Source organism: Daejeonella rubra, from assembly GCF_900103545.1.
GTDB classification, from domain to species: Bacteria; Bacteroidota; Bacteroidia; order Sphingobacteriales; family Sphingobacteriaceae; genus Daejeonella; species Daejeonella rubra.
Window position 1 is genome coordinate 31350 of sequence record NZ_FNHH01000014.1, and the last position, 21604, is coordinate 52953.

General features: G+C 40.3%; 14 protein-coding genes. 2 read left to right on the plus strand and 12 right to left on the minus strand.

Translation table 11 applies throughout. From position 1 onward, the window contains the following. Positions 1–26: 26 nt before the first annotated feature. Together BLR27_RS10855 and BLR27_RS10860 are read right to left on the minus strand one after the other, a co-directional pair. A complete protein-coding gene (locus BLR27_RS10855; RefSeq protein WP_176767674.1) occupies positions 27–3287 on the minus strand; it encodes a TonB-dependent receptor in 3261 nt (1086 codons plus the stop codon). Between the two features lie 186 nt (positions 3288–3473). Next, complete coding sequence (locus tag BLR27_RS10860; RefSeq protein WP_176767675.1) at positions 3474–4622, minus strand: FecR family protein; 1149 nt, start codon at positions 4620–4622, stop codon at positions 3474–3476. Between the two features lie 253 nt (positions 4623–4875). Between BLR27_RS10860 and BLR27_RS10865 the strand changes: the two genes are divergently transcribed. Continuing rightward, positions 4876–5457, plus strand: a complete 582-nt coding sequence (locus BLR27_RS10865; RefSeq protein WP_245704493.1) for an RNA polymerase sigma factor — start codon at positions 4876–4878, stop codon at positions 5455–5457. A 263-nt stretch (positions 5458–5720) separates the two neighbouring features. Next, positions 5721–6623, plus strand: a complete 903-nt coding sequence (locus BLR27_RS10875; protein ID WP_090704787.1) for a pre-peptidase C-terminal domain-containing protein — start codon at positions 5721–5723, stop codon at positions 6621–6623. A 172-nt stretch (positions 6624–6795) separates the two neighbouring features. Here BLR27_RS10875 and BLR27_RS10880 read toward each other — a convergent pair whose 3' ends face one another. The 10 genes from BLR27_RS10880 to BLR27_RS10925 form a co-directional block, all read right to left on the minus strand. Beyond that, complete coding sequence (locus tag BLR27_RS10880) at positions 6796–8034, minus strand: amidohydrolase/deacetylase family metallohydrolase (protein ID WP_090704790.1); 1239 nt, start codon at positions 8032–8034, stop codon at positions 6796–6798. 68 nt (positions 8035–8102) lie between these two features. Continuing rightward, positions 8103–9518 carry a PQQ-dependent sugar dehydrogenase gene (locus BLR27_RS10885; RefSeq protein WP_090704792.1) on the minus strand — a complete coding sequence of 472 codons (1416 nt, stop codon included), beginning with the start codon at positions 9516–9518 and terminating at the stop codon, positions 8103–8105. 73 nt (positions 9519–9591) lie between these two features. After that, on the minus strand, positions 9592–10722 hold the full coding sequence (locus tag BLR27_RS10890) for an acyltransferase family protein (RefSeq protein ID WP_090704794.1): 1131 nt from the start codon (positions 10720–10722) through the stop codon (positions 9592–9594). Positions 10723–10922: 200 nt separating this feature from the next. Further along, positions 10923–13130, minus strand: a complete 2208-nt coding sequence (locus BLR27_RS10895; protein WP_090704796.1) for an outer membrane protein assembly factor BamB family protein — start codon at positions 13128–13130, stop codon at positions 10923–10925. A gap of 53 nt (positions 13131–13183) precedes the next feature. Next, positions 13184–14116, minus strand: coding sequence for a DUF4380 domain-containing protein (locus BLR27_RS10900; RefSeq protein ID WP_090704799.1), 933 nt, complete (start codon positions 14114–14116; stop codon positions 13184–13186). A gap of 41 nt (positions 14117–14157) precedes the next feature. After that, positions 14158–16359 (minus strand): outer membrane protein assembly factor BamB family protein, encoded by a 2202-nt coding sequence (locus BLR27_RS10905; protein ID WP_090704801.1) that lies wholly within the window; start codon positions 16357–16359, stop codon positions 14158–14160. A gap of 26 nt (positions 16360–16385) precedes the next feature. Beyond that, positions 16386–17345, minus strand: coding sequence for an amidohydrolase family protein (locus tag BLR27_RS10910; RefSeq protein WP_090704803.1), 960 nt, complete (start codon positions 17343–17345; stop codon positions 16386–16388). A 324-nt stretch (positions 17346–17669) separates the two neighbouring features. Beyond that, positions 17670–18791, minus strand: coding sequence for a lactonase family protein (locus tag BLR27_RS10915; RefSeq protein WP_090704805.1), 1122 nt, complete (start codon positions 18789–18791; stop codon positions 17670–17672). Positions 18792–18881: 90 nt separating this feature from the next. After that, entirely contained in the window at positions 18882–19634 is a 753-nt protein-coding gene (locus BLR27_RS10920) for a carbohydrate-binding family 9-like protein (protein ID WP_090704807.1), read from the minus strand. 70 nt (positions 19635–19704) lie between these two features. After that, positions 19705–21498 carry a c-type cytochrome gene (locus tag BLR27_RS10925; RefSeq protein ID WP_090704809.1) on the minus strand — a complete coding sequence of 598 codons (1794 nt, stop codon included), beginning with the start codon at positions 21496–21498 and terminating at the stop codon, positions 19705–19707. Positions 21499–21604 lie beyond the last annotated feature (106 nt).

Below are 21604 nucleotides of genomic sequence, written 5' to 3' on the forward strand. Positions count from 1 at the left end.
ATCATGATGGTTTCATAAATTTTCTATTAAAATGTAGCGTTTAAACCTAGTGAGAATGATCTTGCCTGAGGATATGAACTCATATCAAAACCTAAAGTCGTATCATTTCCATTCGCGTTAACTTCCGGGTCATAACCGCGATAATCGGTAAAGGTGAAGATATTCTGACCTGCAGCATAAATTCTTAGGTTTTGAATTCCGGCTTTCTTCATGGCAGCATTTTTAATATTATACCCCATGGCAATATTTTTCACTCTTAAGAATGATCCATCCTGCAATACGCGGTTTGAAACTGATCCGTTTCTCGTTGGATCTCCCCATGCGGCACGGTGTAAGGTTGCAATGTCACCAGGTTTTCTCCATCTGTTTCTTGCTAACGTTGATGAGTTGAACCAGGTATGAAGCCTTCCGTAAGAATACTCAGCCTGATTGAAGATCATGTTGCCATAAACAAAATGCAGGAAAACAGAAGCATCGAAATTTTTGTAGGATACAGAGTTTGTAAAACCTCCTGTGAATTTCGGTTGTGCATTTCCCAATACTACGTTATCAAGTGTGGTTGAAGCCAAAGGAATGTTTCCATCGCCATTTAGATCCTGTACATCATAATTACCTGTTGCAGGATTAACACGAAGAATATTCCACCCAAAGAAGGTACCTAATGGATAACCTTCCTTAATTACACTGGCATAGCCATTAAATCCTAGTGGAATATCTCCGCCAGGCAGGTTTGTAACCTCGTTTCTGTTAAATGAAATATTGAAATCAGTTGACCATTTAAAGTTTGTCTTGTCTATGTTAACTGTGTTTAAAGAAAGTTCAATTCCTTTATTCTCAACATTTCCTACGTTTTGTAATGAACTTGTAAATCCTGAAGTTCTTGGTAATGAAACGGCCAATAATAATCCCGAAGTATTTTTCTTGTAAGCATCAATGCTGAAATTGATCCTGCCTTTGAAAAAGCTCATGTCTAAACCTAAATTGGTTTGTTCAGTGCTCTCCCAGCTTAAATCAGGGTTAGCTAACTGTGTTTGTGCCAGACCGCTTAGGCCTATGTAGTTAAAACCACCACCAAATAATCCTCTGGAGGTGAAGTTACCGATCTCCTGGTTACCTGTGCGGCCCCAGCTTGCTCTTACTTTAACATCTTCAACCCAGGTAAGATCTTTTAAGAAATCTTCCTGTCCGATGCGATATGCCGCAGAAACAGAAGGGAAACGACCATACTTATTGTTTTCACTGAATCTTGAAGATCCGTCAATACGATAACTGGCTGCCAGATTGAATTTATCTTTAAATGAATAGTTTAACCTGCTGAAATAAGAGGTTAAGCCCCAGCTGCTACCTGTAGAAGTTGAATTTTTGATGGATGCTGAACCCAAAGTTTGAATCGCTTCCAGCGCAAAGTTTGAAGCAGATGCAATAGTTCTGTCAAATTTAGATTCCTGATTTGAATAACCTAAAAGGACATTGAATCTGTGGTTTTCCTTAAACGTTTTATTGTAATTCAGGGTGTTCTCATTGATCCAGCCTTTATCCTGAGTCATACTATTAGTACCTGTACCGTTTGTTGTTCTTCCTACTACGGTCAATTTATTTGGTGGTACAAAATAAACCTCTTCCAGACTTAAATAATCTACACCAATACTGCTTCTGAAGTTCAGTCCGTCCAGGATCTTAAACTCTAGAAATGCATTACCTAAAGCTCTGTTACTGAAGGCATCATTTCTAACCTGATCAGCAATGATCAATGGGTTATCAATATTACTGATATATGGATCGTTAGGGTTTAATGAACCATCAGCATTACGGGCAGGAACAGCCGGTGATTTTACAATGGCTACAGCCACAATACCATCACGGTCGCCAGTACTTACACGATCAGTTTTTGAACGGTTCATACTCATATTGATTCCTACTTTTAAGCGGTCATTGATAGTCTGGTCAAAATTAAACCTGACGTTTCCACGGGTAAATCCGCTGCCGATAACAACACCGGTCTGACCTAAATAACTGCCTGATAAAAAGTATTGTGTTTTCTTGGTACCACCAGAAAGTGAAAGCTCATTATTATGGATCGGAGCTCTTCTGAAAATCTCTTCCTGCCAGTCTGTGGTTGTCAATGCACCAGGGTTCGCTATCGGAGGAGCATTTCCTACGTTCACGTTCGCTTCGTTGATCAATTCTCCCCACTCAGGACCGCCTAAAAGAGGAATTCTTTTAGCAACTTCCTGGTATCCGAAATAGGTATTGTAAGAGATCTTTGTCTGATCTTCTTTACCTCTTTTGGTAGTAATAACAATTACACCATTTGAAGCTCTTGATCCGTAAATAGCCGACGCAGATGCATCTTTCAGGATGTCAATAGACTCAATGTCATTCGGGCTGATATTTGAAAGCGGGTTTTGAGCAACAGCTCCACCAGCAGCGCCATTATAGTTTCCTGTATTAACAGGAACTCCATCAACCACATATAATGGATCATTTCCACCAGTAATTGAACTTGCACCTCTGATCCTAACAGTAGAACGACCTCCCGGAGTGCCGGTATCCTGAGTGATGTTAACACCTCCTACACGTCCTTGTAATAATTGCTCCGGACTAGTAATTGGCAGGTCAGCTAATTTTTTGCTTCCTACAGAAAGTGATCCAATAGCACTGGAAACATCTTTCTTACTTTGAGTTCCGTAACCAACAACAACAACTTCACTTAATGCCTGCTGATCTTCTTCCATCACTACATTCATTGCTGCTCTGGCATTTGCTGGAAGTTCAATAGTGATAAAGCCAATGTAGCTGAATACTAAAGTTCCTGCTTCCGGAATATTAATTGTAAAATTACCATTGATATCTGTTGTTACCCCAATGGTTGATTTTTTAAGTTTAACGCTTACGCCAGGAAGTCCAACTCCTTTAGAGTCAGTTACAGTACCCTTTATTTCCTGGGGAGGAGCTACCTCTTCAACCTGAACCTGATTTTCTGATTTCAGGATAGTTTTTTTGGAGATGATAATGGTTTCATCAACAATAGAGTAAGTTAAAGGCTGGTCGTTGAAACACAGTCTGAGAACTTCTTCAAGAGAAGAGTTTGTTACACTGAAATTTACTGGCTTCGAGGCCTGAAGCATTTGGGTATTGTACAGGAAATTATAATTCACCTGTTTTTTAATTTCCCTTAATGCTTTCTCCATTGGAGCATTTTTTACAGAAAGACTGATCTTCTGTGCATACCCTGCTGCATTAACCTGCAATAAGGTTGTGAGGCATAAAATAATTGCGAGTTTCATAACCCTGATAAATTTTAATGATATGCAAGGTTTCTTGCACTTAAATTGCATGTAAAGTTTCATACATTTGTGAGTTTGGTTTGATTTAATTAATTGTGTAAGCTGTTGATTTTTTTAACACCAGATTTTATCCGGGAGCGTTCGCAGCGCTTCCGGTTTTTTTCTACCGTTAATTAAGGGTATTTGTCATGGCATAACTGTGATCCTCCTTCCATCGATGCTGAAGTTCACAGCTCCTGTTAATTCCAGCATTTTTAATAATTCTGAAACATTCTTATTTCGGGATATTGTTCCAACAAAATCTTTGTTACTCAGGTTGCCCTGGTAGATCACATCTACATTGTACCAGCGGGAAACTTTGCGCATGATACTTTCTATGTTTTCATTGTAAAAAATAAAGTAGCCATTTTTCCATGCTATCGCTTGCTCAAGATCTGCTGAGGCAACTTTGATATTCCCGGAACCTCTATTCAGTATTGCTTCCTGTCCTGGCTTCAGCATGGTCTTTCCAGACCCTTTTAAAACTTCTACTGATCCCTCGATCAGGGTAGTATTAATATTTTTCTCATCATCATAGGCCATCACATTGAATTGAGTACCCAATACCTTGATGTCCATTGCATTATTCGTACGTACCAAAAAGGGCATTTTGGAATTTTTGGCAATATCAAAATAAGCCTCACCATTGAGCTCAACTATTCGTTCTGAACCAACAAAAGCTGTTGGGAAACGAAGTGTAGACCCAGAGTTAAGCCATACTTTGCTGCCATCCGGCAATAAAAGCTGATATTCACCTCCCTTCGGGGTGCTTAGGGTATTGTATTTAACTGTTTTTGTACCTTGGGCGCCTGCCGTGTATTCGAGCTGGCCTGAACCTGTTTTTTTAATATCAATATTGCTTTCGCTTGCCAAAATGCCATTTTTGGCATCATCAAGATCTATTGTAGAACCGTCATCCAAAGTCAGAACAGCCTTGTTCTTTCCAGGGGCTATATCATTTTTGAAACGTGGCAATTCAGTTTTTACAAGTACAGGTTCAGCTGACCTGTTAGAATAGTAAAGTCCCGCAGAAATCAGGATCAAAACTGCGGCAGCAGCAGAGTACCATCTTCTGGCCCGGAAGACCCGACTTCTGTCATGTTCCTGAATACTGTTAAAGAGATCTTCCTGAATAGATTCTTTTATTTCTTCAGAATTACCCATAAGGCTTTCATTCCATTCCTGGCCTTTGAACTCAAAACTATCCTGAAAATTTTCAAGATCTATTCGTTCCTGAATGCTGCATTTTCCGGCAAGGTATTTTTCGTAAAGGCTGTTATATTCTTCTCTGGTCATTCGATAGGTATAGAGTAATTTTTGGGGTTCAACACACATAAAAATTAAAAAAAATATAAACTTATTTTATTTTTCTGTGTGCCCATAAGAAGGTTATAGGTCTTTTGGGGATTATTTTGAAAATTTCTATTGGAATAGTGCCCTTAAAGTATCATATAAGTAAAAATGAGGTGCATATTGAGCTTACAAATTCTTTTTTTTAGTTAATAATAGTAATTTTAAGGAGGCAAACTATGACCAAATAGACTGTTTGATGCAAATTTCTGATGAGATATTACTGGATTTGATGAAGAAAGGGGACTCCGCGTCTTTCAATATTCTATTTGACAGATATTGGGAAAAGTTATACGCTACAGTTTTTTCTGTTTGTTCTGACAGAGAAGTATGTTCAGAGGTTGTTCATGATATTTTCCTGAATCTTTGGATAAAGCGTGAAAAACTACAGATAGAATCTTTTAGAGCATACATACATGCATCTGCACGTTATCATGTATACAGGCATGTTAAAAATGCCAGGAGGCAATCCCTGGAATATAGAGAAGACCTTGAGTTTTCAAGCCGGGTTAGTATGAATGATGGTGAGTTGAATATTCATTATCGGGATCTTGAAAAGAGTGTAGAAAGAGAATTGCAGGAGCTTCCAAGGCGCTGCCAGGAAATATTTACTCTAAGTCGCAGAGAGCAGCTTTCTAATGATGAGATTGCCGCCAGGCTCGATATCTCAAAACGTTCAGTTGAAAATCAGCTTACCCATGCATTACGCCATTTGAGGTTATCAATGAGACATTTTCTTGTTATCCTGTATACAATATTGTCATTCAACCCTTTTAGTTAATAAATCCGGTTTTTATTATTGATTAAAATGTTCTGTATTTCTCGTGCTGAATTTAATTGAGACACGATTTTCAGGAGTTGAATTTGAGTAAAATCTCACACAGTAGCTACCCGGCTGGAAAATCCCCTGAATAATTATTAGTATCCTTCTGGATTTGATCCAGGTTTGAATTGGCAGGTTTCCCGTAATCCCTAAATCGGGTAAATTAAAAATCCGGATCCCTGAATTACTCTGTTCTGCAGGCTTCCACACAAATTCCCTTTTTGTTTTCTGTTCCTGACTTCATTATAATAAATGGAGCAAAAAATCAAATTTTCAAAATACCAATATCTGGGTATTTCATTCCAGAGGAAGCAAGAGTAGTTTTGAAGAAAAAAAATACTATGAGGAATAGATATAACTTAATTAATGTGCTGGCAACCTGTATGCTGGCTATTATATTAATGAGCACCTTCTCAGGATGTAAAAAGATTTCAGAAACAATTGAAGAAGTGTGGGAAGGCTATTGGGCGGGAGTTTTTGATCTTGGTGAGGGATGGCAGGTTGAACTTAATGGAGATAGGGCAACATATGTTACTTCCGGAACTACCAAAGTTGGTACAAATGTAGGGGATTCATTTGCTATTGGAATGGAACTAATTGGTAATAATAAATGGAGGGGCTACATACGTGAGAAAAATGGATTTGGATTTCTAGGATTAGGTACAGCAGAAATAATTGATAATAAACTTAAAATAACTCCCGATGGTGCAGTTCCTTACACGATAAATAAAGGAGTTAAAAGTACAGGTACCGGAGGCACAGGAGGAGGTATTGGAAGTACTGCACAGGTTTTGCTTGATCAGAAAGTAGAGGGTGAAAAGGGAGATCAAAGAATATTTAAAGTCACTGTCCCAACAGGTGTTAAACAAATGGAAATAAAAACTACAGAAGTAGCAGGTGTGTATTATTTTAACCTTGCTGACTTATTTGTGAAGAGAGGAAGTGATCCAACGGTTAAACTTACACCACAGTATTCATGGATTGCCGATTGGCACAGTGTAGAGTCTAATAGAGCTGATGAAGTTATTTCAATTACAAATCCGCCTGCCGGAGTGTATCATATCATGTTATATGGATATAATAGTTATTTCATCTCTCAGTTAGTTGTTAAGATTGTAAAATAGCCGAAAAGAACAGCATACAAATAATGAAATAGCTGCACAACCTTAATAGTATCAAACGCAGCTCTGATAATCAGTAAAATTCGGCCCTGCGCGATTTGAGGTTATCAATCAGGCATCTTATGATCTTCGTTTGAATTTTTCGATTTTAATTTTTTAGCAGGAATGAGTTAAATCAATGAGCCTGTCTGCCAGATATTACCGGATCGGAGATTCCATTGAGGTTATACACGATCTTTCCGGCCCTGATGGTCATTTCGCATTCCAGCTTTTTGTCTGCATTTATTTTATATCCTGTATAGTCGAAGAACCCGAATTTGCCATCACGCATATTGAAAATGGCTACATCAGCCCCTGAGCCAATAGAAAGATTGCCAAGATCTTCTCTTTTTATTTCCATAGCGGGATTAGATGTTGAAGCGCGTATCACTTCCGGAAGATCCATGCCCATGGCCAGGAATCTAGACATCACAGTCTGGAGGTCTTTCATCGCTCCATTGATTGCACCTTTATTCATGTCGGTACTGATGGAGTTCGGGTAAAAACCCTGCTGTAAAGCTGGAATCGCCTGTGAATAGGCAAAACTGATTCCGCCAAATCCAACATCAAATACGATCCCTCTTTTTTGGGCTTCAAAAACAAAAGGCTTTACTTTTTTTGTTTTTGTATCTACGATTGCTTCTCTGCTTGCTCCAAGTTCAGCGAAGCAATGAGTGAAAATATCTCCGGGCCTCAGATGCTTAAAAAACAGGTCCTCTATTGATTGGGCAGGTGTGTTACCTCCGAAATCTACCATTACCGGAATATTGCCTGCAAGTTTGCCAGCCTCGACCGCCCTATCAACAGGTACCCATTCCGGTCCGTTATAATGGGAAGTTTTGATTCCTACGATATGTTCCCGGTATCTTCTGGCGATTATGGATGTTAGCTTTGAATCCATATCATTCAGGTTTTGTTCATATGCACCGCCGCGATAGCCTTCTCCTACAATATTTAGCCAGGCAAGAACGCGGGTCTCTGACTTGTCGATCACTTCTTCTTTGAAAGTTTCGAATGATTTCCAGCCTGAACTTCCTGCGTCAACAGTAGTTGTTATACCGCTTCTGAATGTAAAGCCATCCGCCACCGGGTCACCCGGTCTCATGCTGTGAAAGTTATGGGAATGAATATCAACCAATCCCGGAGTAACATACAAACCAGCGGCATTTACTATCTGCTTTGCTGTTTTTGGATCTATATTCTTTGCGACAAGTACTATCTTGTCGCCATTGATAGCAATATCCATAAGCTCATTAATATTATTCTTAGGATCAATGACATGACCTCCTTTGATAAGAATACTATAATTCTGTGCCTGACTTGAGAAAGTTATGATGCTTAAGAAGAATAAGATTAACCGGGATGTTTTTTTCATTTTTTGCGGGTAATGTTTGGTAATTACTTGAAGACTATATGTTAAAACTGACAGGGGGATCATCGGATTTATTTTGGCAGACTTATCTTCCAGATATTACCGCCAGCAGCACCATATTCTATAACGAATACATTATTTTTTATCATCACGGCATCAGTTGCTGCATTAAATCCTTCAACAATCCGGCTTGTTTTTACAAAATAATTATCCGTAGCCTTATCGTACGACAGGTCCAAATGCAACAGATCAGCACCCTGATCAGTAAATGGCTTCATCAGAGCTGAGCGGGCTCCCAGTGAATACCTGATCGTGAAGCCATCGCCCCTGAAATCTCTTGAAAGGTTTTTCTCCCTGTCAAAAAATAATGCAAGGGGAGAGCTGTGTGGGGTAAAGGTGCTTACACTTACGCCGGTAAGGTCGCCATCCAGTACTTTTCCAGAATGCCCCCTGTATTCATTGGCATCAGGCCCAAGGTTTTGTACACCGGGCGAAAATTTAACTCCTTCAGGAATTTTCGGAAAATCCGGGTCATTTCTGAAGTATCGAACAGCCCAGGCGTGCGCACTTCTTGGTATAAAGGGATCGGTATCCGGGTTTGGCTGCCAGTCGGGGTATTGCTGCGGGTTTTCAATCCCCCCTATCACCCATGGAAATCCATAATGATGGCCCTGCCTGATCCAGAACATATCTTCATTGTGGTCATAATCAGATGAATTTGATACGCCGAAAAGATTGCCTGAACCATCAAATGCAAGGTCATAGGCATTACGGATGCCTTCAGCATAGATGTAGCCTTCAGCTTTTAGCTTTGCTTCATCATCAGGAAGTATAAGATCTTTAGAATTGAAAGGAAACCGGAAAATCCGTGAAGTTAGCGCACCATTTCTCGCATTTGGCCAAGCGCCATTGTTGTCCTGTACTTCGCCATGGTCGGTGCGTGCGCCGCTGTTCACAAATATGTATTTCCCATCGGGACTGATCTCGAGGGCATTCCATCCATGATCGAACACCGTGCGGTTGGTACCATATTCAACCGTATTGAATACAACAGACATGACAGGTTTTTCATTTTGTTTAAGATCATAGCGAACCATTCTTCCTTTATTTCCAAGGCCATTATTTACCTTGGTGTTGCCCGTCAGGAACAGCGTGTTATTATAAATCGCCGCCCCCTGTAAGCGAGGTATGGAATGATCTTCAACAGAAAGGATCTTTACGGCCACCGGGTTTTTATCCTGTATATTTTTTATCTGATACACTTCCCCGTCATAACAGGTGAAGAATACGTTCCCGGTTGATTTGTCGTACAATATTCGTACACTTTTAGCTGCCACAGACATGACATGTTCAACTTTAATATCAGGCCTCAGGGCTTTTGGCGGAACCAGTGCTTTAGGAGTCTGAATGTTCTGTGCATACATTCCTGATGCCGACAATAGCAGGGCAAGGAGATATGTTTTACCTGAAAAAAAAGGGTTGATCATACTATAAAAAATTAAAAATTTATATCCAAAAAAGACATACTATTCAAAGCGGATTTCTCTGTCACTTCAAATTTTATACCCTTAGAAATACTTTCTTTTTATAAAGAAAATATAAGAAGCCCCATTGTACAAGTACAAAAAATGTTGCCTTTACCACAGCATCGTACGGTTCACCGGTAAGTTGAAACAGCCAGGTGAAGAAGCCCTTATTGGCGTACTCCCAATCAATAAATCGTCCCGAGATATAGATTAAGATTGAATTCATACCAATTACTTTAAAGAAGAACGCCCAATTTTTATAACCCAGAACATCAATGATATAATAGAATAAGGACAGCAGGATCAGACTGATTCCGCCAACAAGCATTACAAAAGAACTTGACCACAGATTTTTATTTATTGGGAAATCCTGATTCCATATCAGAGCAAGAATAATAAAGATTATACCCGTAGCAGCCATGTAAAGCACTTTTTCTTTCTTGGGTTTCGCACTTGTTTTGAGTAAGCTGCCTGTCAGGATACCCAGAAGTGCAGTACTGATGGATGGGATAAGAGATAACAACCCTTCAGGATCATGGATTTTGAGGTAAAGACTGCCGGGAAGAATTGATCGATCAATATATGAAGCAAAATTACCTTCCATGCTAAGATCACCGGGAGCAAATCCGGGTGCGGAATTAAATTTCAAAAGCAGCCAGTAACCAATCAGCAGAACTGAAAACCAGATCACCTGTGCTGTCTGCCTGCTATACAGGTAAATGATATTTGCGAACATGTAGGCAAGTCCGATGCGGGCTAATACACTGCAAAAGCGGTAATCATCAATACTCCCGCGAATACTCAGTCCATTATTGTAAACTATTCCAAGCAATACAAGTACCAGCCCTCTTCTGATTACTCTAAACAGTAATTGTTTACGGGTTTTGCCATTTTCCAGATCACGTCCTACAGAATAGGGCGTTGCAACTCCCGCTAAAAAAAGAAAAAGCGGAAAGATAAGATCGTAAAAGTGAAATCCATTCCAGTCGGGGTGAGTAAGTTGTTGTGCCATGCTTACCCACAGCGGAAAGCCTGTGATTTTTGCAAGGCTATGGAATATCTCTTCCGCTCCCATGATCCAGAACATATCAAAACCCCGTAAGGCATCCAATGAGTAAAGACGTGCGCCGGGTGCACTGAAAGCAGCTTCTTCTGATTTTTGCATTAGAATATAATTGTTTTTTAAAAGGCTATGATTTTTGTATGAGCTTATTCAATTCGTTTTGTGTGCAGAAAGCCTGCCTGCGGTAGGCAGGCACATTCATGTTTCTTTTGTTAATAATTTGTTTTTTCGGATTTGCAATCCGAAGGTATATAATTACAGATTTATAATCCGCTGTTAAGGGATTATATATCAATTGAATTCTATTTTCCGGGCAGCGCAAAACTAAGCACATATCCGGCAGGATTAGCGGCATCGCCACTTATCGAAATAGCAATGTATTGTTTGCCTTTGCTCCAATAAGTTGATGGATTCGCATTTGCAATGCCCGGAAGGGTGGTCTCCCAAAGTTTTTTACCTGTTTTTTGGTCAAAAGCTCTGAATTTCCTGTCGCGTGTACTTCCAATAAATAACAACTCTCCGCGGGTGACTAATGGACCTGCTGATCCGCTGGCACCTGTTTCCGGTCCCCCAGGAGTTTGACCTTCCGGCTGATTTCCCAAAGTGATCGACCATTCATATTCTCCGGTATTCAGGTTAATCGCATGCAGCTGGCCCCATGGTGGTTTAATACCCGGCCTGCGTTGATTATCCGTGAATTGTCCGTATGCTGTCAGGTTCAGGTATTTATCCTCCTGCGGAGTATTGATCCCAGCCTTATTTGCTGATTCATTTTCCTGGATTTCCTTCAGGAAACTTTGCTCTCTTGATGGGCGAACAGTAGATTCTTTTTCAAACAGGAAAGATATGATCGCTTCTTCCTTTCCGGCTATCACACTTGCGAATGATGGCATTTTTCCGCCTCCACGTTTGATCTTGTTTAAGGCGTCTTCCCTGCTCATCCTTGTTTCAATGGCAAGTAAGGAGGGGTTTCCCTGCTCATCACCATTTTTATCGGGCATATGGCAGCTAACACAATAGGTATTGTAAAGTGCTTTCCCCTGATTGAATGCTGAGAGGTTGGAGGTTTCGTTTTCCACTACTTTCTTCATGGTAGCGATCTCAGGGGAATCATTTGATTTTACGTATATAATACCCTTTTCAGGATCCACTGAACCACCTCCCCAGCTTGAACCCCCGCGACTTCCGGGAAGCATAAATGTTCCCTGGATCGATGGCGGCGTGAATGGGCCTTCGTATCTGAATGCATTGAATCGATTCACCAGGCTGTCATACGATGATTGAGTGTAAAAACTAATATCATCTTTCGTTATTGATTGACGTGCATAAGGCGCAGGTTTTAAAGGGAATGGCTGTGTAGGCCAGGCCTGCTCTCCCGGAATATCTGACGGAGGCACCGGACGTTCCTCTATCGGGAATAAGGGTTCGCCGGTTTCGCGGTTGAAGGTATAGATATAACCTAATTTAGATGTTTGCGCTACTGCATCGATCTTTTTACCATTATGTTCTACAGTGATCAGGTTTGGAGCTGCAGGCAGATCATAATCCCAAAGATCGTGATGAACGGTCTGAAAATGCCATCTGTATTTACCTGTTCTTGCATCAAGTGCCACAACAGAATTGCCGAAAAGGTTCATGCCAATCCGATCCTTGCCATAGTAATCATAGGTAGGGGAGCCTGTTCCAAAAAATACCATTCCGCGTTCTTCATCCAGACTCATACCTCCCCAGTTATTAGCACCGCCCACATACTTCCACGCCTCTTTTGGCCAGGTATCATACCCAACTTCGCCCGGTTGTGGAACGGTGTGAAAAGTCCACTCCAGTTTACCTGTCATGATATTATACGCCCGGATATGCCCCGGCTCAGCACCATATAATTCTGAAACCTCGTTGCCAATGATCAGTAATTCTTTAAATACAATTCCCGGGGAAGTAGGGATGACAGAGATCTTATCCGGATCACCGCGCATGCCGGTATTCATACTGACCTTGCCCTTATTTCCAAAGGATTCGATGGGGATTCCGGTTTCCGCATTCAATGCAAAAAGATTGTCTCCGCCCGTAAATAGTATGCGTTTATCTGATCCTTCTTCCCAATAAGTTACACCTCTGCCAACGCCACCGCCAGCTTCGCCATTGAACGGGTCAAATGCCCATATTTGCTCACCTGTTGAAGCATTAAGGGCATAAACACGATGTCTTGCAGACATGGTATACATCACACCATCAATTATTATGGGATTACTTTCGCTGCTGCCACCTCTTGATCCCTGTGGGGCATCACTGAATTTATGTGTCCAGGCCAGTTCCAGCTGCGGAACATTTTGGGTATTGATCTGATTAAGAACAGAATATCCTGTTCCTTCAGCATCAGCTTTATAGACACTCCAGGTGCGCTCCAGGTTAAGATTCTTTTCAAAAGCAGGATATACTTTGCAGCCGGTATAGATCAGAATACTAATGAAGGAGAGTAGAATTGATATTTTCTTCGCACTAAATTTGATCATGTGATGATGTAATTAAAAGTTTAAAATACATTAATATTCAATTAAGCAGGTGTTTACTTTACAATTGTTCGAACATAATTAACTAAAATCGAATTGCCTTCCTCCTGCTTTATATTTGATGGTAGTTTCCGAAGAAACCATTCAACCTGCCAGTTAACAGATTCTCCTGGCTTTAGTTCTTCATAAGCTCCCTGGTGCTCAATTTCTACATAGCTTTTTCCTTGAACTACCGGACTTGCATACCATTCAATTTCGCCTTCATTTGGTGCATTTTTCTCAAAGGGGATGTCCTGGAATTTTTTAATCAGGATCATATTTCCATTTACCTCTGCCAGCCAGCCTTCTGCACCATCTGAATATAATTGCCGGTCACCTTTTGCGGGTACCTGATGCGCCCGATATTGATACCAGCTGATTCCGTCTTTTTCGGTAGTATATGGGATCAATCCACCTCTGCGCTCTCCTTTACCAAACGGGAAAAAAGCGAGTCCGTTAATATGTACACGGGTTACTTCCCAGGGTGCAACTTTTTGAGATCGATCAGATAGGTTGCTCAGAATATATTGTAATTTGTATGAATCTGTTTTTTTATTTGCTGAAAATATCTTTTTAACCACAATGCCTGTTTTGGGATCCTTCGGACTTATCATAATCAGCTGATCATTATTTACCTTCGCTGTATAAGCCTTGTTGTCAATTTCTGCGGAGGGGGGCCAGCTCCAATCGCTTTGCGGACTTAGCCAGAAAGTAGATCCCCAATTGAAATTATTTACAGTGCTGTCTGTCAGAAAATCCTTTCCATCGAGTTTTAATGATTTGATACGGCCACCTGAATATGGGTCAACTTCCATTATCTGCTCGTTTAAACGGATGTTGTATAAGCCATGTTCAAGCTTAGGCAGGGGCTTATTTATTTTATTCATCGTATCGCATCCCGACAGGATAAGCGCCGATATAAATATGTGCTTAATTAATTTAACTTTCATGAAAAAATATTAATCGTATATATTTAAGCCAGTAATTTTAATTACTTATCAGGAAGTGCAAAAGCTACATAAGTATCTGATGATTTGGTTTTCATTTTACCGCCACCGCAGGCTATAACAACATATTGTTTACCCCTGATGCTGTAAACAGCAGGGGAAGCAAATCCACCTGCAGGCAGTTTTGTTTCAAACAGTAATTTTCCTGTCTTTTTATTATAGGCTCTGAACATTTCATCACTTGTGGCGGCAATAAATACCAGGCCTCCTGCAGTTACAACAGATCCGCCCCAGTTCTCTGTGCCTGAATGTATGCCTTTGGCCTTCATGTCGGGATGATCACCCAGAGTTTCTTTCCAAACAATCTTCCCGGTGTTCAGGTCTATGGCCTGGAGGGTGCCCCATGGCGGGCTTACAGCCGGGTAACCTTCCAGGGTAAGAAATTGCCTGATACCTGCAAGCCGGTAAGGTGCTTCGTAAAAAGGATGTTGTTTTTTGACCTCAGGGATATATTTATCTTTCTGCGTGGTTTCAATGTTTAACAGATAAGATGCAATCGCAGTCTTATCTGCCTCTGTCAGATTTTTAAATGCAGGCATCATTCTTCTTCCGGATGTGATCAGGTTTTTGAAATCGGTCTCCTTATATCTTTTATTCAGATCAAGCAAAGATGGGAAGTTACCTGACCCTTTCAGGTCAGCACCGTGACAGCCACTGCAATTTCTTGTATACAATGAACTTCCGGCTTCCAGATTTGTTTGAGCCGCTTTTGCAGGCTTTTCTATTCGGTTATCCTGCATGGTAACGATCCAGGGCAATTCAGATGCATTGATATACATGATGCCACTTTTGGGATCAACTGATGGGCCACCCCATTCTCCACCTCCTGTAAGTCCCGGAAATACAAGTGTACCCTGTATGCTCGGTGGTGTAAACATTTTACCGCCTTTAAAGGTATAAAATCGCCTTTTAAGTTCCTGATAAGATGAGTCGGGAATATTTTTATTAAGATTTGCTTCTGTTAAACTTTGCCTTGCAAATGCAGGGATAACAGTCGGAATTGGTTGGGTAGGAGAAGGTTGCTCTCCTTCCAGATCTGAATGGGCAGTTACCGGAGTTTCAACAATAGGATAGACCGGCTTACCAGTAACCCGGTCGAGCAGGTAAATAAAGCCCTGTTTGCTGGTCTGGACAAGGGCGTCAATTTCTTTACTCTCCTTTTTAACCGTTAAGAGTGCAGGTGCATTGGGGAAATCCCAATCCCACAGATCATGATGAATAGCCTGAAAATGCCAGATGTATTTACCTGTAGCTGCATCTAATGCAAGGATACTGTTCCCGAATAAATTATCTCCCTTACGCTTTCCTCCATAGTAATCAGCATTGGCAGTTCCTGTGGATGCATATAAAATTCCTCTTTTTTCATCCATACTGAAACCTCCCCAGGCATTAGCGCTGCCTACATATTTGTATGCTTCAGGATCTTCCCATGATTCATATCCTGTTTCTCCAGGTGCGGGGATTGTTCTGAACATCCATTTCATTTTTCCGGTATAAACATCGTAGGCTCTGATATGACCGGGAGCTGATTCTTCTTCTTCTGAAAGGCTGCTTCCCATTATGATCATGTCTTTGTAGATCATTCCTGCGGATGTAGCTGTTACCCTTAGGTTGCTGATATCCCTGTTAAGTTCAAGGTTATCGTATAAAGAAATGCGACCATCCTTACCAAAGGTGGATACTGGTTTACCTGTAGCGCTATTGATGCAATAAAGTGATGATCCTGCCGTATAAAATATCAGATGTTCGTTGTTTTTCCCTTTGTGAATGGCAATTCCACGGCAAACATTGATTCCATAACTTTGTCTGCCGGCATTATCGGCAAGCATGCTTGGCATCGGATCGAATATCCATTTTTCTTTTCCGGTTTCTGCATCAGCTGCAAAGAGTTTCAATTGGGGAGATGTACCGTAAAGCACTCCATCTATGATCAGCGGATTAGTCTGTATCTGGCTTGATTTGTCAGCGTCTTTGGTATGATATACCCAGGCAAGTTTTAAATCCTGGACATTATTGGTGTCAATTTGTTCAAGTGGAGAATAGCTTTGCCTTTCTTTACCCCCTGCATAAACATCCCATTCCTTATTTTTTAAATCATTCTGGCAAGAAGCCAGCAAGCCTGAAACAAATAAAAAGCAGGTTATAAAATAAATGGAATCTCGTTTTTGGACAGAAAAAGCAGACATAGCTTGCAGATGGTTAATTTGGCTGGTTAAATAGTGTAGAATTTGATGGCATTATCATGGAACATTTTCTTTTGTTCTCTGTAAGGCCTGTTTTTCACGATCTCCTTCAATATGCTGACCCATTCTTCGAGTTCACTGCTTTTCAGGCACCAGGGCCAGTCGCTTGCGAACATAACCCGGTCGGGGCCAAAAATGTCCAGACAATGATTGATTGCGGGAGCCAATGTTTCGGCAGTTTTAGGATAGCCTGATGTAATTGAAATGATGCCTGAAATTTTACAAACAACATTATTATTTGTCGCAACAGTTTTCATATCAGCGATCCATTGCCCGGCATCGTGATTAGCTTTTCCAGCGGATATTGAAGAGTCAAAAAATGCTCTTGGATCTGCATTTCCACAATGATTTACAAGAAATTTTGTGCCGGGGCATTTCCTGATCAGATTTGCAACTGAAGGCAACCATGCTGGTGAAATGGTGAAATCAAGGCTCATATTTAGCTTGCCCAGCACTTCAATGTTTTTGATCAGCAGAGGGTCTTCCATGTCTGCTATTGAACGGAAACCATGTCTGATCCCTTTGATGTAGGGCGAACCCTTAAACTGTGAAATATAGGATTCAAACTCCGGGCTTTTCAGATCTGCACAAATAACAGCACCTACGGTTGGGTTAGACTTGTCTTTACACATCTCAATTGCATAAAGAGCTTCTTCATGGCGCCTGGCTGCAGGTACGGCAACTTCCATATATACAGCCTTAACCATATTGACATTGCGGGTTGCCTGCATATATGCGTTCATGTCATAATTGCCAGGTACCGGAGGGGATGTCCAGCCTTTGCCGAATCGAACCAGATCGGCCAGGTGCTGGTGGGTGTCGATAATGGGTATTTTTTTTAATGAGTTTGATGCGTACAATACAGAGCTTCCTCTGAGTGAAGCTATGGCTATGACAGATGCTGCTGCCAGAAACTTTTTTCTATTCATTGAAATTCCTGATATAGTAACATTTGGTAATCCCGCTAAAATTTTAGAAAATCATATTTTTATGCCTGACAAATTAGAATTTTCAATTTAATAATTATTCCAATCATTTTACCGGTGGATTGTAAATATGGAGTATACCCTGGCTTTCTTTTTTGTAAGGTGTTTCTGAAAAAGGTCACCATACAATTCGCACTAATTAATATCAGGTTACCGAAAGCAAGAAGACTTTAGTCTTGCTTTTTAAATCCTCAAAAATCAGTGTTGCTATCCCTGAAAATTACACCCGGATTGTTCACTTGCTCATTATTATTGATTCAATTTATCTCAATCTATCGCAACAAATTTCAAACAAACCGGTTTATCAACTATGATCTTTTGTCCGCTTGGACTAATTAAGCCGGATTTCTTATTTCGTTTAAAAATCATTATTTCATTACTCGCACTGTTGCCAACCAGAAGAAAATTTCCACTGGGATCTATTACAAAATTCCGGGGTGTGTGAATATTAGTAGTTTGGCGACCTGCATATTTCAAAATGCCATTTTTGGCGATCGAATAAATGACTATTTCATTAGCATCAGCCCGGTTTGATCCATATAAAAATTTACCATCCGGTGAGATATGGATATCAGCAGCTTCAACGCTTCCCTTAAATTCAGATGAAAGCATTGATACGGTTTGCTTTGTTTCCAGTTTACCATCTTTATAATCAAAACCAACAATTGAAGCTCCCATTTCTAAAATAAGATAGGCAAACCTTCCATTTGGGTGGAAAGTTAAGTGTCTTGGACCTCCGCCCTTACTGACACTTTTATAAGGGACCTTTGCTGGTATTAATGCTTGAGATGAAGCCGGATTTATTTCATAAGTTTTCACCTGATCAATACCTAAATCTGCAGCAAGTAGATAGTGCCCATCAGGTGTTAAAACTGCAGCATGAGCATGTGGCTTCGACTTAGAATCGGAGCTTGCTTCATGTTGTATCTTTTGTATGTCTGGATTTAGAGAACCGTTTTCTTCAACACGTATTGCAGCTATGCTACCTGAATCATAATTGGCTGCGAATACCAATTCCTTTTTATCATTAACAGACACATAGCAAGGACCATCACCGCCTGAACTGACACTATTTAAAAAGCCAAGTTCACCGGTTTGGGCATTAAAGGAAAATGCCTGAATTGTTCCATTGTCAACTTCACTAACTGAATATAAATTCTTTCTGTCTTTACTGACCGCCAGATAAGATGGATTTCTGATGCCGAGTGTTTTAGAACGAAAGCTCGATTGACCTGTTTTGGTGTTGAAACTATAAACATGAATGCCATTCGTTTTTTCCTTATTTGTATAGGTCCCTACGATGAGATTATAGTCCTTTCCTTTTTTTGATTGTGCATTTGCCAATAGAGTAAGCGAAATAAAGACTGCGAATAAAGCTATAGTTCTCATGTATTCAGGATTTTTATTTCAAATTATAACAGATTTACTTTAATGTTTTAACCTGTTTTCTTTAATCTCAAATTAATAATTAAAATAACGCTATTGAAATTTTAGTGTTCCAAAATATTGGGGCAAATGAAATTGTGGTTTTGGATGATTGATAGGCGACCATGTTGCATAATGCGGGTTGGAAGTGATTTCGGCTATTTTATAGAAGTTAGCTTTCCAGATTACACCTTTTTTGGGTCGGCTGATTTTTGAATAATTTTCGAGCATATCAAGTGGTATTCTATATTCTACTGTCCAGGTAAGTGGTCCCGAAATTTCGGGATCCACTATTTTGGGTAAGGAATGTCCAATTTCTATCTTTTTTATATCCTCAGGAACAGGTTTAGGGCCAATGCGCGGGTTGGGATTGTATTCAAGAAGTGGTGTGCCCCCGCAATTAACTTCCAGATTAAAAAAATTTAAGGGGAATTCAGTATTTGGAGAAAAGAAGAATTCTACAGCAGAATCTTTCCAGACAGGACCATTAATTTCAGTTGTTATACTTCTGACATTTCGATCCTGAACACGAAAAATAACATAAGCATTTTCTGAATCATACATCATTTTTGCCTGTACCAATGGGCGAAATTCAGGTTCCATACGAATGAAATTTATAATCTCAATTGATTTAACTTTCTTCCATTCATGTTTATCCCAATTCCCATCTATTTTAATTGCATGCTTCAGTCTTACTATATTGTAGACCGGTGGGAATGTTCCTGGATTCGGCCTTTTTTCCTGAGCAATTGTATTAAAACCTGCAAATAAGATAATTATGCCTGTTACAGCTTTACTGAGCCTCATGCATGTTTGATTGATGCAAATTTTGCATATAACTATTTGTAATAATCCCGGCTTTATCTTTACCACAACACTATTTTTTCTTCCCGGAATTTCTGACAATGCTTACATCTGAGCTCGAAATTACACTGGCTTTATTCCCAAAATTTTGACGGATATAGGTTGCAATCGATGCAATTGCATGATCGTCTAAAAATCCTGAATGTGCAGGCATCAATCCATCCCATTTTTGTCCGTTAACTTTAATTTCCCCCTGCAATCCATTTAATATTGCACCAAGAAGCCTTGTTTTATCACCGGTAACCCAATCTGAGCCCGCCAGTGGAGGGAAACGGTTATTATCTCCTTTGCCGTCTTTCTGATGACAATTTGCACAATAGGTATTAAATAGTATACCACCTGCCAGCATATCGCCACTTGGGAGTTTGTCTTTGATTACATCAGGCTCTTTAATGTAAGATCTACTTTTACGTTTTTCCATTTTGGCCAACTGGGCTTCTCCGAAATTCTCCTTATCGCCTTTGTACATGATCCGCCATATTTTTCCCTTATTGGACTCAGAAATATACAGAGATCCATCCGGTCCTGTTGATAATCCCATTGGTCTGTAAACAGCATCACTGGTATTCACTACAGTATCTACTCCTGTAAAGCCATCTGCAAAAATTTCTATTTCACCCTTTGCTTTTCCATTCTCAAATGGAACAAAACAAACGATATAACCAGCCTGAGGGTAAGGGGAACGGTCTGTTGAACCATGAAGTGCGACAAAGGCTCCCTGCTTGTATCTTTCAGGGAATTGATTTCCCTGATAAAACATGACATCCATCGGTGCCCAATGACCAGGAAAGCCTATAACAGGCACATCAAATTCAGCAGCTCTGCCAATTATTTTACCATCTCCGCCATAACCCGGCTGCAAAACATTCTTCTTTAACAAGTGATCATAATAAGCATATGGCCAGCCAAAATCAGATCCTTCCGTTACTTTTAATAGTGGTTCTGATGGAAGTACAGCACCTTGCCATGCAGTGTAAAGGTTTGGATAAATTGTATGAAAATTATCAATGCCATTCATCACAGCATATAGATTATTATCCAGTGGGCTCCAGGTCATTCCAACTACACTTCTGATACCAGTGGCAAATTTATAACCATCCTTTTGAGTCTGGTTATTCTTATTTGCATCGAATCGCCAGATACCAGCGTGATTTATCCGTTCCGGTGATGGGTCTAAGCCTTTGCCACCCGGTATGCCGATAGGGCCATATTTGCTGATATCCTGTCCGGCATCAGAAGGGGCTCCAAATGGAACATACATATATCCTTTGCTATCAAAAGCTAAAGGTTTTGTTGTATGCCAGTTCTTTGCCACATTAGTGTCCAGATCAGTAAGGATCACTTCGGTCTTGCTGGTAGGAACCAGCTCTCCGGGTTTCAATTTATTTCTCAATACCTGATTAACGGTACTGGTGTATAAATAACCATTGTGAATAGTAACACCAACTGCAGAGCTGCCAACATCTTTATAATCGCCAAAATAGATGATAGAATCAGCCTTTCCATCATTATCTAAATCACGTAAACCAACGGTCCCTCCAGAACGATCCATTGCACGGTTGAAAGTCAATTTGACATAAATGTCTCCATTATCGTTGACTGCTAAATGCCTGGCCTTACCAATGCTATCTACAACAACTAATGCTTCAAAATTATCTGGTAAAAAGAGACCGCCATTATCAGCATCTCCTTTCGGGGAATTTTTGAAATTTTCGCATGAGCTGAACAGAATAATTAACAGCAAGGTGCTTGTTATATGATGCCGGGGATTTAAAATTTTAATAAAGAATTGATTTAGAAAGTTCATTTTGACATTGATTAAATGTAATTGAAATGAAGACCGGAGTTCATACCCGGGATTTCAGAGTGAAATATGATGCGGGAAAGCAGTCAATTTTTAATTCATCCCGGAC